This is a genomic window from Taylorella asinigenitalis ATCC 700933 (assembly GCF_000687755.1).
GTDB classification, from domain to species: Bacteria; Pseudomonadota; Gammaproteobacteria; order Burkholderiales; family Burkholderiaceae_B; genus Taylorella; species Taylorella asinigenitalis.
The window spans coordinates 61,683-77,512 of the sequence record NZ_JHXN01000008.1; the positions used below are offsets into that span (position 1 = coordinate 61,683).

Sequence of the window (15,830 nt, forward strand, 5' to 3'; positions counted from 1 at the left end):
AAAACCAATACGATATTATAAAGAATTTATTCTTCAGGTAAATCGACTGGAACAAAGTACACAGTATTTGCGTCTATTTTTTTAGTAGCTGGCAATATTTTCTGTGACACTTTTCCTTCTTTACTTGATGAAATCGTAAAGTCATCATCGTTTATAACAGCAAGTGTTTTATCGTCTTTTAACCACATACCTTCAAATTTCTCATGAGGGTAGTTAAGCTCTTTCACTAAAACGAGTTGCAAAGACTGCAGGAAGCTTGCGACCTTCATTTTTAAATCCTAATGGGCTGATACGCTCTTGCTGCACACCTTCTGCATTAAATTTGGCAATGTGTGGGCCGTACTCATCTGATACCCAGAATGAACCATCTTCAAGAACTACTAAACCTTCAGTGTCTATACCATATTCATCAACGCCTAACTCTTTACCCTCAGGGCTTACAGCTTTTTCTCCTGTAGCACCGATAAATGCGATAGACGCAATAAGAGTTTTAAGTATAGTGTTTGGCATTTGATCTCCATATAGCCATATAGAAACCAACGGATATTAAATTTATTTAATTACATGTTTGTGAAAAATGTTGTAAATATATGAAACACTAGAAGTTTTTTTATGAAACGTGTTGAAAAGATTACATTTATGGCTTAGAATCAATCCATGTGTTGTTTAAAACATAGATCTCCTTTGAAAGTAAGTTGTATGTAGTGGTTAAACCCTTGGTTCTTATGAACTAAGGGTTTTTTTATTCTATTTAGCCCCTATAATAAAGTTATAAGAAAAGGAGGTGACTTATGAAAAAAGCACTATTAGGTCTATTACTTGCAGCTGGTTCTACAGTTGCTTTCGGTCAAGCTGTTGGTTCAGGTAAAGGTGAGGTTCGTCGAATCGATACAGCGAAAAGTACTATCGCAATTAAGCATGGTGAGATTGCAGATCTTGGACTGCCTGCTGTAACCTTGGTTTACGATATTCCTGCTAACTTATTAAGCGGTATTAAACCAGGGGATAAAGTTAGTTTTACGGCTAAACACGAAAACAAAAAATATATCATTACAGAGATTAAAAAATAATTAAGTATTGATGTATTGCAGGACCATTGGTACAAAGTAATGCAAAAAAAGCCCTCGCACGATTTGAGGGCTTTTAATTTATAAAACGTACTGCGATAGGTCTTGATCTTTCACGATATCTTGAAGCTTATCATTCACGTAAGTGTCATCGATTGTTATCGTAGTTCCAGATTTTGAATCCGCATCAAATGATATCTGCTCAAGCAATTTCTCCATCACGGTATACAGCCTACGGGCACCAATATTTTCCATATTTTCATTCACTTCGTACGCAAGTTCTGCGATGCGACGAATGCCATCATCTGTAAAATCAAGCTTCACGTCTTCCGTCTCAAGAAGTGCGCAATACTGCTTGATAAGCGAGGAGTCCGTCTCTTTTAAGATTCGCACAAAATCTTCTGTACTTAAAGCATCTAGCTCCACACGAATCGGCAAACGGCCCTGCAATTCAGGGATAAGATCTGAAGGCTTACTAAGATGAAATGCACCTGAAGTTATAAATAGAATATGATCGGTTTTAACCATACCATATTTAGTTTTTACAGTAGTGCCTTCTATTAGTGGCAATAAATCCCTCTGCACGCCTTGACGAGATACATCCGCACTAGATTTTTCTGAATTCGATGTGATCTTATCGATCTCATCTAAAAACACGATCCCGTTTTGCTCTACGTTAACGATAGCTCTCTCACGAATATCTTCTTCATTAAGATGCTTCTCGGATTCTTCATCGGTAAGCACTTTAAGAGCTTTTTTAATATTCATTTTTTTCTTATTCTTTTTCTCTTTAGTAATGCTAGAGAATAATCCCTTAATGTTATCGCGCATATCATCCATCGCATCGATACCAAGAATCTCCATTTGAACTGGAGGCGGTTTTACGTCGACTTCGATTTCCATATCGTCAAGCTGCCCTTCACGTAGTCTTTTGCGGAAAACCTGACGTGCAGTATTTTCTTCGCGTACAGGATTTCCATCAGAGTCGTGAGTAGGTGTCACGAGAATATCTAAAATCCTATCTTCTGCCGCATCTTGAGCAATCGATTTAACGCGCTTCATATCGGCTTCGCGAAGCTGCTTAACAGATATATCTGTTAGGTCGCGAATAATAGTCTCAACATCGCGTCCCACATATCCTACTTCTGTAAATTTTGTAGCTTCTACTTTGATAAATGGGGCTTTAGCGAGTTTCGCTAGTCGTCTAGCAATCTCAGTTTTCCCTACACCTGTAGGCCCAATCATCATGATATTTTTAGGATGTATCTCGTGGCGCAAGGGCTCCGATACTTGCTGACGACGCCATCTATTACGCAAAGCAACCGCAACGGATTTCTTTGCTTTATTCTGTCCGATAATATATTTATCTAATTCGGACACGATTTCTTTAGGAGTCATAACACTATTTTGATCCATTAAGATTCCTCTTTACCTTTAGATTCTTGAAATTCAAGTTTCTGAATTACGTGATTTTGGTTTGTATATATGCAAAGATCACCTGCAATTTGTAATGATTTTTTAATAATCTCTTCAGGTGATAAATCTGTATTTTGAAGAAGGGCTTGAGCAGCCGATTGTGCATACGAGCCTCCAGAACCAATAGCAGCAATTCCAAGCTCAGGTTCTAAAACGTCTCCATTTCCGGTTAAGACTAGAGTATGGTCCTTATCTGCGACAATAAGCATAGCCTCTAATCTACGCAATACTCGATCCGTTCTCCAATCCTTAGTTAATTCTACGGCTGCACGCAACAAATGGCCTTGATGCTTTTCAAGCTTAGCCTCAAATCTCTCTTGAAGTGTAAATGCATCCGCCGTCGCCCCTGCAAATCCAGAGAGCACTTTGTCTTGATAGAGCTTGCGGATTTTTCTTGCGGTACCTTTGATTACAACATTTCCTAAAGTGACCTGCCCATCTCCGCCAATAGCTACCTCGTCCCCGCGACGGACGCACAGAATAGTAGTTGCGTGAAATTGTTCCATGGATTTTCCTTATAAGTTATAGAACTTTTATTTGGGGGCAATGCTTCCGAAATCAACCCACAAGTTATAAGAGTAATATCGGATTAATTTAACGTAAGTGCAATACAGCCTTGCTACATTTGAGTTGCATTCGTACCTTTGATATTTTTTGAGAGGAGTTAATATGAAGAAGATTGCACTATTACTAGGTTTAACCTTTGCTAGCGGAGCATATGCTGCCGAACAATTTCCTGCAACTTTAGTAGGTCACGCATTATTGCCTGCTGCTACATTTATCGATCCACCTGAAGATGCTCCAGAGTACTTCAAAGTTAGTGCTCGTTATAAAAATAGTAAGTACAACCGTGTAGATGAAGCTGAAAGTGCTGATGGTTTCAATGGCAAACGAAAAACTGGTATTAAAAAACCATTCAAAGGTCAACCAATTCAAGGTCACTCAGGTATCAAAATCATGGAAGATGGTACATTTTGGTTGATTTCAGATAACGGCTTTGGTAATAAACTTAATTCGCCAGACGCATTGCTTTTCTTGAATCAATATAAAGTAGATTTTGAATCTGGAAAATTCGAACACTTAAAAACTGTATTCTTTAAAGATCCAAACAGAGTTATTCCTTTCCATATCACTCAAGATGCAACTAAAGAGCGTTATTTAACTGGTATGGACCTTGACCCTGAAAGCTTCCAGCCAATTGGCGATCACTTTTGGGTGGGTGATGAATTTGGTCCATATCTTCTTGAACTTGATGCAGATGGAAATGTAGTCTCAATCTTCGAAACTGAAGTTGACGGTAAAAAAATCATCTCTCCAGATCACTACAGCATCAATCTTCCAGGAAAACCTGACGGCAAAATGCCTGTATTCCAATCAAGCCGTTCTAAAGGTTATGAAGGTATGGCTTCTTCTCCAGACAAAACTAAACTATACCCACTTCTTGAGGGTGCACTTTATGACCACGACAAAAAAGAGTATGAAAATACTGATGGTAAATCATATCTTCGCATTCTTGAGTTTGATGTAGGTGCAAAAAAATGGACTGGTAAATCTTGGAAATTCCATCTTGAAGATGCAGGTCATGCAATTGGTGATTTCAATATGATTGATGAAACTTATGGATTAATCATCGAACGCGATAACACTGAAGGCTCTGCAGATAAAAAATGTGCTGAAGGTGCAAGTGGAGAAGACTGCTATGAAACTACAGCAAAATTCAAACGCATCTACAAAGTGAAATTAGATCCAAATAGCGATACAGCAGAAAAAATTGCTTATATCGATTTAATGGATATCCAAGACCCTAATAAAGTTGCACGTAAACCTTTAGTAGACGGTAAATTCACATTCCCATTCTTCACAATTGAAGACGTAGATGTGCTTGATAAAGACCATATCATCGTAGGTAACGATAACAACCTTCCTGGTTCTGCTTCTCGTGACCCTAATAAAGCAGATGATAATGAGCTTATAAAACTTAAAGTTACTGAGTTCTTAGAGGCTAAATAATTATGTTTGAGATGCACTGAGGCCTTTGCTTTGATCTTTGTGCCTTGTGTGCTCACACATTTTTAGATAGCATTAAGCCCCGCAATATTCGCGGGGCATTTTAATAAAAGAATGCACTAATCGTTATATAGTTTTTGGCGTTTCTCACGTCGCTCTTGTGCTTCAAGAGAAAGCGTAGCCGTCGGACGAGCCAATAGACGAGGAATGCCTATAGGTTCTCCCGTCTCCTCGCACCAACCATATTCTTTAGATTCAATTAATTGAAGAGAATTTTGTACTTTTTTAAGAAGTTTGCGTTCACGATCTCGAGTGCGAAGCTCTAATGTATGTTCTTCTTCTATAGTTGCACGATCAGCTGGGTCGGGAACAAATTGAGTTTCTCTAAGATTTTCTGTGGTTACATCAGCATTATTAAGAATATCGCTTTCAAGCTTTTTGAGGCGATCTTTGAAGAAAGCAAGTTGAAGGTCGTTCATATACTCATCTTCAGACATCTGCTTTATTTGTTCTTCTGTCAATAAAACTTCGGTTTCCGTCTTGGACGATTTAGATTTTCTTGATGTTTTGGCGCTTTTAGTAGCTCTAGCCATGATAGATTTCTCCATGCCCCGAGGGGACATACTATCTGTTACTAAAAAAATAATTGACTAGTATAAACCATTTTGAAAATATTCATCGGTTTGTTAGTCAAGCTAGAGATTGTATCAAAATTTATATCTCGTAACACCTCTTGTTACGATTTTTACAACTTTTTGATTTCCCTTTTTCGGAGCGGTAATTTTAAATGTATCGGAAATTTCAAATGCATGCTTTGATAAGGGATTCGCTAAAATTTGAACTCAAATTTGTGTTTCAATTCTAGGTGGACAAAAAAATCTCTACCTAGCCCCAATTTCCATATATTACTGAATTATTACAGTGAAACAACTTTTCACTTCGATGATAGGAATTGTGATGAATTAGGGTAATAAATGAGAGATTTATTGGATTGTGCTGTGTTGTATACAAAATACTTTCGGGACTTGTCTACACGATTAGTAAACATGACCGATAAAGTAAAACGCATTCGATTCAATGAATTTAATATGACCGAAGTCATTAGACAAGATCTTGCTCCCTATGAAGTTAACGGATATACACTACCAAACCCTCTAACTTTAAGAGATCTCGGACCACTTTTCCACAGGTACGATGTTGTAATTATCCCAGTAAATCAAAATGCCCTAATTTGGCTTAGGGTTATGTTAGGGAATTGTGAAAATTTTCCATCTCCCGTGGTAGTACTTAGTGATGATGTGCAACCGACGGCATTGCCAGACCTAGCAAAATTAGGAGTTGTCGATTTTATAAACATTAATGACTCTGTTGATATTATTATGGCTCGAATAAAAAGTGCAATTGAGAGACATACGTATTATCGAAAGCGGGAAATACGGGCCGTTAATAAATTGATGGATGAATTAGAAGTTCAAAATCGAGATCTCTTATTTGCAAAAGCAGCCGCTCGAGCAGAGATGGAAATGCGGCCTGAGACCCTCAAAACGCTCGAATATACTGAATCACCAGGGAGTTACACACATCTAGAGTTTTTCGATTCAAGCTCCACTCTTAATTATGAAAAGGGAAATACGGGGCAAATAGCAAATGTGGAAACCAGACGAATATCCTTTATCCCACCCTTTAATCCCGCCGATTTTGATGACGCCGCCCTTAAACCTAACTTCCGTCGCCTCCCCAAACGTAAAATAATCAGTGCAAAAATCCACACAGTTACAGAGCCCCAAAGCTACGATAAAAATGATACTTTCAAAGATGCAAAGGACAAGATAGTGTCCGCATTTGAAAAAGAATTTATTATTAATGCACTCATAAGCTCAAAAGGGAATATCGCCCAAGCCGCTAAAAGAAGCGATAAAAATCGCCGCTCTTTTTGGGAATTAATGAGAAAACACGAGATATCGGCTGAGCAATATAGGCAATAGTGGGTATAATTTCCTATCTTTACTGACCATAATAAAAATGATGAATGATACTTTTTTAAGAGCACTTTTGCGTCAAAAATGTGAGTACACGCCTATATGGCTTATGCGACAAGCGGGAAGATACTTGCCTGAGTATAGAACGACTCGAGAAAAAGCTGGGTCATTTTTAAAATTGGCCATGAATCCTGAATTAGCTTGCGAAGTAACATTGCAGCCTATTGAGCGATTTAATTTAGATGCTGCGATTTTATTTTCAGATATCTTGATGGTTCCAGATGCAATGGGATTAGGACTTGAGTTTGTCACAGGTGAGGGCCCACAATTTGCTAATCCAGTTCAAAGTGAAGAAGATGTAAATCGATTGCGTGTCCCTGATATGGAATCACTTAATTATGTGTTCGATTCAGTGCGTCTAATTAGAAAAGAGCTTGATGGACGTGTTCCACTAATTGGATTTGCTGGATCTCCTTGGACCATCGCCTGTTATATGGTGGAGGGCAGAGGCTCTAAGGAATATCGCCAGATTAAGTCAATGATGTATTCGCATCCAGATTTAATGCATAGAGTTTTAGATATTAGTGCACAGGCGACTGCAAAATATTTAATAGAGCAGATGAGAGCTGGTGCTCAGGCGCTTATGATTTTCGATAGTTGGGGTGGAGTGTTAGCTCATGGCTATTATCAGGAATTTTCTCTTAAATATATGAAGCAAGTACTAGATGCCCTAAGAGAGGCTATGGTAGCCGAGGGTACAAAGGTGCCTGTTATCGCTTTTACTAAGGGCGGAGGACTTTGGCTCGAGGATATGGTCGAAGCTGGTTTTGATGCATTGGGTCTCGATTGGACCATATCATTGAGCGAGGCTAGAAAAAGAGTAGAGGATAAAGTTGCTTTGCAGGGTAATTTAGATCCGATGGCTTTATTTGCAGATGAAAAATCTGTTCGTAGTCAAGCAAGAAAAATTCTTGATGATTTTGGAAGTGTTGGTTTTGGTGGACATATCTTTAATTTGGGTCATGGCATTTCCCAATTCACTGATCCCGAAATCGTAGCTGCACTTGTTGATGAGGTGCATGAATATAGCAAATCAAAGCATTAATAGTTGAGTTATCCACAATTGTAAATTTGTTTAACTTAGCATGCTTATTTTAAGTGATGGTTTACCATGCATGTATAAGCCCTTGAATTTGCAGTGAAATTTATTTGTCAAGAAAAAAATTTTTATTTTTTTAAGTTTTTTGTAAAACTTTTGAAATAATTGTGGCAATGTTATTCGCAAAGTTATCCACAACTTTTGTAATCAACACTAAGTACGCAGGTTTCCATAAAAATGGATAAAAAATGGTGTCGAGTAGCCCTCGATATTCCTCTTTTTTACAACTTTGACTATATCATTCCTGAAGGCGTGAGGGTTGAGCGTGGACAAAGAGTAATAGTCGAATTTGGTACCAAGGAGCTTATTGGAGTAGTTATCGAGCTGCTAAGTGAAACGGCCGTCCCTGCAGAAAAACAAAAACCAATTCTCGAAGTGCTCGACGATTTGCCTCCGTTTTCAGAAAAATGGTTAAACTTTTGTGAGTTTGCTTCAAAATACTATATTAGGCCCATAGGAGAGGTCATACTTCCTGTACTTGCACCACCTCTTAGAAATATAAAAGCATATCGTGGCAAAACCCGAACCAGCCCCGTCTATAGGCTCGATAAAAAGAAAAAACCGCTGCAGGAGATGGAGCACAAGAGCATTGCCCCCAAACTAAATCCCGATCAGGAGGCTGCGGCCGAATATATTAAATCAATAAGAGGATTTGAGACGGTGGTCCTTCATGGCATAACTGGAAGCGGAAAAACAGAAGTCTACTTAAATGCAGCAGAAGCAGTTCTCGAAAAGGGACATCAAGTCGTTTTTCTTGTGCCCGAAATCAATCTCACACCACAATTCGAGGCATTAATTCGTGCCAGATTTGCCCATAAAGTTGGAAATGCCTCCGTGCTCATCATGCACAGTGCTCTCTCCGACGGGGAGCGCCTTGATGCGTGGGTTCGCATGCAAAGGCAGGAAGCGAAAATAGTTATTGGAACACGCATGTCCATTTTTTCGCCATTTGAAAATATCGGTCTTATCATAGTTGATGAGGAGCACGATACTTCCTATAAACAGCAGGACGGTCTTCGCTATTCGGCCCGCGATTTAGCTATTTGGCGTGGGCAACAGCTTGGTGTGCCTGTTGTGCTAGGCTCTGCCACACCATCTCTTGAGACTTGGAGGGGCGTTCAAACTGGCCGCTACAAAATACTGAGTTTAAAGGAGAGGGCCAGTTCTGGCTATCCTCCGAACATTCGCATACTTAATACCAAGAAAATTAAAACGCATAATGGAATCGCCGAGCCGCTTATGGATCTTATTTCTAAAAAGCTCGAAGTAGGAGAGCAGGTCATGATTTATCTCAATCGTCGAGGCTTTGCCCCAGTACTTCGATGCGGAAGTTGCGGCTGGGTAAGTGGCTGCCCAAATTGCTCGGTACATATGGTTTTGCATCGCGATTTAAAGCGAAAAACAAATGTGCTCCAATGCCATCATTGCGGCTTTAGTAGCTCGGTTCCGAAGCATTGCCCCGATTGCGGGGAGATCGACTTATCGGCACTAGGTTATGGAACACAAAAGCTTGAAGAGGGGCTTAAAGAGGCCTTCCCGAGTGCGAACATATTGCGTATCGATGCAGATAGCACGAGTCGTAAGGGCTCTGCGGAGCATCTGTTTTCGAAAGCGACTAAGGGAGAAGTCGATATTATCGTAGGCACACAAATGCTCGCAAAAGGGCATGATTTCAAGAAACTGAGCCTTGTTATCGTTCTAAATGCTGATCTTATGTTATTTAACGAAGATTTTCGTGCTGGCGAGCGGCTTTTCGCACAGCTTTTGCAGGTGGCTGGTCGTGCTGGGCGGCATATTTTGGACTCCCTTGTGGTGGTGCAGACCGAGTTCGAGCAACACCCTTTGTACGACGCCCTTGTCGCCCAAGATTACGAGAAGTTCGCTGAAAATGCACTGGCTGAGCGGGAAGAGGCTGCATTGCCACCATATAGCTATCAAATTTTATTTACGGCTCAAGCTCGAGACGTAAACGACGCCCTTGCTTTCCTTGAGCAAGTCGCAATTGTGGCAATGTCCTCGCCCTCATCCGATGTTCGTATATACGACCCAGTTCCCTTGCAAATCGTGCGAGTGGCGAATGTGGAGCGAGCTCAGCTTTTACTTGAATCGAACTCGCGTGCGAGCCTGCATGGGCTGGTTTACGAGATATTGCCACAGATTGATAATATTAAGTCATCAAAAATTCGCTATCATATAGAGGTCGATCCTCTATCAATTTAAGGTGTGCCATGTCTGAATGTAAAACTGTATTCCCTGTCTTAAAGCCAGTAACTATCGCAATTTACGGTAAAGAAGAGCGTTTTCCCGTGGGCCGCATATTTTGTATCGGCCGCAATTATCAAGAACACGCCGCTGAAATGAATTATGAGCCAGTGGACAAAAGCCAGACCGACCCAATATTTTTTATTAAATCTGCGTGCCATGTAGCACATTCGCATGCTCAAGAAAGTTTGCGTGTGCCATATCCGCTGGGTACGAGTAATTTGCACCATGAGGTGGAGCTTGTGCTTGCATTTGGAAAGGAATTGGATGCGGGTGCGGGTGCGGACTCAGGGCTGACCAAGGAGCTAATTCTCGATGCGATATACGGATATGCCGTTGGCCTTGATATGACTCGTCGTGATTTGCAATCTGTGGCTAAGAAGAATGGCTTTCCATGGGATGGGGCGAAGGATTTTGCAGATTCCGTAATTCTCGGAGAGCTTACAGAAAAGACTGCATTGGCGAATCCGTGGATGGATAATGTGGGCATAAAGTTGACGGTAAACGATGAAGTGCGTCAAGACGGTGTTACATCTGATCTTATTTGGACAATCGATGAATGCATTGCATATCTTGCTAAATTCTATGATTTTAAAGCAGGCGATTTAGTGATGACTGGTACTCCAAGTGGTGTAGGTCCCGTTGTGAGGGGCGATAAATTGCACGGCTCTGTGGAAGGCTTGCAGGACTTGAGGGTCGAATATTTTTAGGTTGTAGTTGAAAATTTTGGATTTTTGAGTAAATTTTCAAGTGTGGTTGAAAAAATCTAGTTAAATCTTCAAATAAGATTTATAAGATTTTATGTTTTTAACAATTTCCCTACAATTTCAATGAATATTGTGCACTTAATGAGATAGAGCAAAACCGCTCGAGTTATGCAAATTATCTGGATGAGGGGGCATTGCCAGAGTTATTTAATCTGCCTTCGTATGAAATGAAGCATAACTATGTTTCATCCATAAAAGATACGATATTACTGCGTGATATAGGTGCAAGGTATAAAGTCAAGGACATAAAACTTATCGATGACTTATTTGTATATTTAGTAAACATCGCATCCAGCTTTATTTCTATAACAAATATTATTAATTTCTTCGCTTCAAAAAAGCGAAAGACAAATTACGAGACGATCGCAGCTTATTCTTTATTTCCAAGTTACTCTTCAACTATCTTATGAACCAACTATGGAAAGGGAATTTCGACCTTTAAAAATGATCGATGATAATTACTAAAAATATGTGATTAGCATGGATAAATTTTTAGAAGAAAATTTTTCAAATTAAGCTAAATTTTTATAAAATCACTGTAACAGTTTTGCGGCTATGGGCATTCCGCTCATAGTTGGCAATGGTGTCTTGCTTAAAAAATACAATATGAAAAAACCTGAACTTCTACTACCAGCTGGTGGTTTGGAGCGTATGCGTACGGCTTTCTTTTTTGGAGCTGATGCTGTGTATGCTGGCCAGCCACGATACTCACTACGTGCCAGAAATAATGAATTCGTGCGTTACGAAAAAATGCATGAAGCGATAACAGAGGCACACGCTTTGGGCAAAAAATTTTACGTGGCATCGAATTTATTGCCACATAATTCAAAGCTTCGAACCTATCTAGACGATCTCGCACCAATTATGGAACTTAAGCCAGATGCATTTATTATGGCGGATCCTGGTCTGATCATGAAAGTGAAGGAGCGATGGCCTGATGCGGTCATTCATCTTTCTGTGCAAGCGAACACGACCAATTATTGGGGCGTGCAATTCTGGCAAAAAATGGGCATCAGTCGGATTATATTGTCGCGGGAATTATCCTTAGATGAGATTGAGGAGATTCGTCAAGAGTGTCCTGATATGGAGCTTGAGGTGTTTGTGCATGGGGCATTGTGTATTGCTTATTCTGGAAGATGCTTGCTGTCAGGGTATTTCAATCAGCGCGACCCGAATCAGGGGACCTGTACTAACTCTTGCCGATGGGATTATAAAGTATTGCCAGCAGTGGAAAGCGATGCTGGAGACGCTAGGCTGGCACCAGGTGCTGAGAGATTTGGATTTGGTGGGGGTTCGGGGTCTGCTGCGGGCTTATGTAGCTCACCAGGCGGAGCTGGTGCGGCGGGCGTGAGTCACTCAGCGGACGAGGCTTGTTCACCAGGCGGCGTGGGTTCGCCAGTGAGCCGCAACTCCACAGGTGGGCGTTCATCGAGCGAGTTCCGTGTGCCAAACGCAGGTCTTGAGGGATTTGATTTCAACGCTATGCGTGAAGAAGCAGACTCCAAATTCGCCTCAGTAGGCGGTGCTCCACGTCATCCACTTGCGGATAATGTATATCTATTGGAAGAAGGCAATAGACCTGGTCAATATATGCCGATTATGGAAGACGAGCACGGCACATATATTATGAATTCGAAAGACTTGCGTGCAATTGAGCAGGTCGAACGATTGGTGAAAATTGGTGTGGACTCACTGAAGGTGGAGGGCCGCACAAAATCGATGTACTACGTGGGTCGCGTGGCGAATGCATATCGTCGGGCAATTGACGATGCTGTTGCAGGACGTCCGTTTAACCCAGAGCTGTTAGCTGATTTGCAAAATGTGGCGAATCGCGGCTATACGCCTGGATTCCTCGAGCGCCATCAGACACAAGATTATCAGAATTATTTGCACGGTTATTCTGTGTCTAGATTGTCGCAGTTTGCAGGGGTGGTGCGTGATGTGGATGATGACGGGTGGGCGACCGTCGAGGTGAAAAATCGATTCCGCGTGGGTGATAAACTGGAAGTGATTCACCCAAGCGGCAATATGGTTATAGTACTTGAGGCGATGGAAATAGACGGGGAGCCCACCGACCTCGCTCCTGGCAATGGCCGTGAGGCACGCATCCCTGGTATGCACGGGAAGAAGGGGGCATTGTTAGCTCGGTTGTTGAGCGAGGGCGAGCGAGAGCGGTTAGTGAAGCTGACAGGGGTGAGCGGGGAGTGAGGTTAAATGTAAAACTCGCCCATTTGTGCATTACCTTCGAAATTCAACCCTAATTTTGAATCGTAGTACTTTTCATCCAAATAATAGATCCCTGTGTCGTTAATTGGATGAATTGCTCCCTCATCGAGTAGCATCTTCCATGTGGAAGGGTATAGTGCCACACTAAATTGCTGAGCTTCAATGAGAGTTTCTCTAAACTTTTTAGGATCCCATTCACCACAAAGTATAGCTATTAAATTCACGCCTTTTTCATATGGACATATAACTGATTTTGTAGGTGCATCTATTGATTTGAAATTTTCCGCTGCAATTCTAAAAGATTGTTTGAGCAAACGGTCATCTAAATCTTTGCGATAAATACAATCTGAATTAGCTGACAACAAATCAAGAATTGATGTTTGTTCAGACTCAATTGGGTAAATTAATTCATTTCTTTGGAGTTCATAGTATTGTTTAAAGTATTTGTTAATAGCATCTGGTTTTAATATTTTATGTAAATCATTATTAAATTCATGGAGAACTGCTTGGACACTAACTTTTGCATTTGATATTTCTGGAAGTTTATCTAAATTTTCAAGAACATCAATAATATATAAATTTCCTTTATCCTGTTCTTTGTTCCTGTTACATCTGCCAGCTGCCTGAGCGATACTATCTAATCCAGCAAGCACTCTTATAACTGTTTGGAAGGATATATCAACACCAGCCTCTATTAATTGAGTGCTTATGCAAACAGTCTTTTCATTATTTCGCAATTTTTCTTTTAATTCATTAATAATTGCTTTTCTATGTGAAGGGCATTGATAAGTTGTTAGTGCGTATATATTTTCCAGTGAGTAATTATATTCTTTAAATTTGTTAAATAAATCCAGGACTGTTTTTTTTGTATTGGCAATGAAAAGTATTTTATTTTCGCTATTGTAGATTTCCTTAACAAATGAAAATGTTTTATCGATATCTTTTTTTACACTGTCAAAATGGATGTTTACTCTACTTAAATTATCGTAAAGTTCATCAACTTCATTTAGGTTACCAATTATCTCAGAATCATTGTCAAACTTTAGAGCCCCATTTTCCTTTGGTTCTAGAAGCTCAAGAGGGGGCTGGGTTGCAGTTGATAAAACTATTGAGCTATTGCCATATAGATTAAGCCAATTAATGACGTTGCAAAACAAGTATGTGCATTTTAGGGGAAGACTTTGAATTTCATCGAAAATAATCACAGAGTTAGTCATAGGATGAATATGTCTAACACCTCTAGTACCAATGCTAAACCATGAATCTAAAAATTGAACCATGGTAGTAAAAATTATTGGTTTATCCCAATTTGATGAAATTAGCTTGTTTTTCCAAGTTACTTCTTCAGGTTCTATATTTGAGTGATGTTCATGTACCCATTCATCCCCCAAGACTTTTCTAACAACTTGAGCGTTCTGATCAATTATCGAAGTAAAGGGGATTACATATATAATTCTGTCAAGTTTGTGTTCTAAACAATGTTTTAAGGCAAATCTCAAACTTGATAAAGTTTTTCCACCTCCTGTAGGAACTGTAAATTTAAAAATATTTTTAGGTTTAGAGCCACATTCAAAAGCTTTATTTGAAATAGATTCTCTTATTTTTTGTATATCAGATTCAGAAGAATAATTTTTAAGGTGATTTTCAAGAGTTTTTAGGGCAATATCCCATTCGTAGTTTCTAAATATATTTCTATCTGAGGTACTAGTGTTGCTCTCAAAATCTGCACTATCAATCCTATCGGCATCTATTAAACAGCTAAATAAAAATTTAGTAAGACAACCCAAATAGAATTTTTTTTCAATATAGCTTAGATTATTGCTGTTATATAAGCTTGAAATATGCTTATTGAAAGTATCAAATGATGATTCCTTTAATTCGACAGCTTTTTTTAGTGCAATACTGTTTGAATTAACGGCATTAGATAATGCTGATTGGAAGTTGGTTTCTAGCCTACTCTTTTTGAGTCTATTAAACCAAGTTTTTTCGTTATTATTTATGACATCTATCAAGCCCTTTCCATGATGAGATGCAATACATATACTTAGTATTTGACCAAGTAAAACATTATTATTACTATTTAAAAAGTGGTCTTTTATCCATTGAGCACCGCAAGTGGAGTGATCCACTCTTGAAATATGAATGTTATTGTTTATTTCAGCGTCATCTTTATCAGAATTGAAGGAATTGTATTTGATGTAATTTTGAAAATTATCTGAAAACTTGCCCAAATCGTGAAGCAAGCCTAATAATTCACCTATTTCCCCCAAGTTTAGTTTTTGAGCAAACTTTTCAGATAAGGAGCCAACATTCATGAGGTGTGCATCAAGAGGTTGGGTAACAGAATCTAAAGTCCGAGTATGTGCTATAAACATTTATATGATTTCCTAATAATGGATGTGCAGCCCTAAGGCTGCACGACTCAGATTAAAGTCAATTAAAAATTGTTTAAACACACTTACTTTTTTGCAAGCAAGAGGTTAATTTTAATACTTACCCTGAGCCTAGGTAAATAAAAGATTAATCTCAATTTCAAATTGGTAATCAATAGAAAAATACTTATAAATAATAAAGTAATATTATTTCCATAAAGTGATTAAGAATAATGAATTTCTATGTAAAACAAAATTCAATTTTAAAATCGAATTATGATTTAGAAGCTATTTTAAATTTTTGCCTGTTACTGTAGTAATACTACTGATAAATATACTTATAAATAAAGCTAGTTGAGTATCTGGCATTTTATGTGTGAGTTCATACATGGGTAATAATTAAACTTTAATATAAGCGGTCTTAACAGTTATAGATTCAACTAAAACTCATTTCTTAATCTGTCGTTTAAACACACAGTCAAGCGAACGTGACTGAACTTTTGAAGTTTACTTCC

The 15,830-nt window shown here is 39.2% G+C and carries 13 protein-coding genes; 7 read left to right on the top strand and 6 right to left on the bottom strand.

Annotated features, from left to right (window positions below; translation table 11 throughout):
• Positions 1–26: 26 nt before the first annotated feature.
• On the bottom strand, positions 27–227 hold the full coding sequence (locus tag T432_RS08685; RefSeq protein ID WP_028884517.1) for a hypothetical protein: 201 nt from the start codon (positions 225–227) through the stop codon (positions 27–29).
• Positions 214–510, bottom strand: coding sequence for an esterase-like activity of phytase family protein (locus T432_RS08690; protein ID WP_028884518.1), 297 nt, complete (start codon positions 508–510; stop codon positions 214–216). Before T432_RS08690 ends, T432_RS08685 begins: the two co-directional genes overlap by 14 nt.
• 281 nt (positions 511–791) lie before the next feature.
• Between T432_RS08690 and T432_RS0105685 the strand changes: the two genes are divergently transcribed.
• Positions 792–1,070 carry a copper-binding protein gene (locus T432_RS0105685; protein ID WP_014110893.1) on the top strand — a complete coding sequence of 93 codons (279 nt, stop codon included), beginning with the start codon at positions 792–794 and terminating at the stop codon, positions 1,068–1,070.
• Between the two features lie 78 nt (positions 1,071–1,148).
• On the opposite strand, the gene hslU is transcribed toward T432_RS0105685, so the two are convergent.
• The gene (gene hslU / locus T432_RS0105690; RefSeq protein WP_028884519.1) at positions 1,149–2,483 is read right to left on the bottom strand and encodes an ATP-dependent protease ATPase subunit HslU; all 1,335 of its coding nucleotides are present in this window, start codon (positions 2,481–2,483) and stop codon (positions 1,149–1,151) included.
• Entirely contained in the window at positions 2,483–3,049 is a 567-nt protein-coding gene (gene hslV / locus T432_RS0105695; RefSeq protein ID WP_028884520.1) for an ATP-dependent protease subunit HslV, read from the bottom strand. The genes hslU and hslV overlap by 1 nt, the downstream gene beginning before the upstream one ends.
• A 163-nt stretch (positions 3,050–3,212) precedes the next feature.
• On the opposite strand from hslV, the gene T432_RS0105700 reads away from it, so the two are divergent.
• A complete protein-coding gene (locus T432_RS0105700; protein ID WP_028884521.1) occupies positions 3,213–4,553 on the top strand; it encodes an esterase-like activity of phytase family protein in 1,341 nt (446 codons plus the stop codon).
• 116 nt (positions 4,554–4,669) lie between these two features.
• On the opposite strand, the gene dksA is transcribed toward T432_RS0105700, so the two are convergent.
• Positions 4,670–5,158 (bottom strand): RNA polymerase-binding protein DksA, encoded by a 489-nt coding sequence (dksA, locus tag T432_RS0105705; protein WP_015552197.1) that lies wholly within the window; start codon positions 5,156–5,158, stop codon positions 4,670–4,672.
• A gap of 366 nt (positions 5,159–5,524) precedes the next feature.
• Between dksA and T432_RS0105710 the strand changes: the two genes are divergently transcribed.
• The 5 genes from T432_RS0105710 (at position 5,525) to T432_RS0105730 (ending at position 12,925) form a co-directional block, all read left to right on the top strand.
• Complete coding sequence (locus T432_RS0105710; RefSeq protein ID WP_028884523.1) at positions 5,525–6,535, top strand: helix-turn-helix domain-containing protein; 1,011 nt, start codon at positions 5,525–5,527, stop codon at positions 6,533–6,535.
• 40 nt (positions 6,536–6,575) lie between these two features.
• Positions 6,576–7,634 carry a uroporphyrinogen decarboxylase gene (hemE, locus tag T432_RS0105715; protein WP_044971162.1) on the top strand — a complete coding sequence of 353 codons (1,059 nt, stop codon included), beginning with the start codon at positions 6,576–6,578 and terminating at the stop codon, positions 7,632–7,634.
• 231 nt (positions 7,635–7,865) lie between these two features.
• Positions 7,866–9,908: a primosomal protein N' gene (locus tag T432_RS0105720; protein WP_028884525.1), complete on the top strand. Its 2,043-nt coding sequence runs from the start codon at positions 7,866–7,868 to the stop codon at positions 9,906–9,908.
• A gap of 8 nt (positions 9,909–9,916) precedes the next feature.
• Positions 9,917–10,660, top strand: a complete 744-nt coding sequence (locus T432_RS0105725; RefSeq protein WP_028884526.1) for a fumarylacetoacetate hydrolase family protein — start codon at positions 9,917–9,919, stop codon at positions 10,658–10,660.
• A gap of 663 nt (positions 10,661–11,323) precedes the next feature.
• Positions 11,324–12,925: a peptidase U32 family protein gene (locus T432_RS0105730; protein WP_028884527.1), complete on the top strand. Its 1,602-nt coding sequence runs from the start codon at positions 11,324–11,326 to the stop codon at positions 12,923–12,925.
• A 2-nt stretch (positions 12,926–12,927) separates the two neighbouring features.
• Here the strand turns inward: T432_RS0105730 and T432_RS0105735 are convergent, their stop codons facing one another.
• Positions 12,928–15,318 carry a CRISPR-associated helicase/endonuclease Cas3 gene (locus T432_RS0105735; RefSeq protein ID WP_028884528.1) on the bottom strand — a complete coding sequence of 797 codons (2,391 nt, stop codon included), beginning with the start codon at positions 15,316–15,318 and terminating at the stop codon, positions 12,928–12,930.
• Between the last annotated feature and the right edge of the window lie 512 nt (positions 15,319–15,830).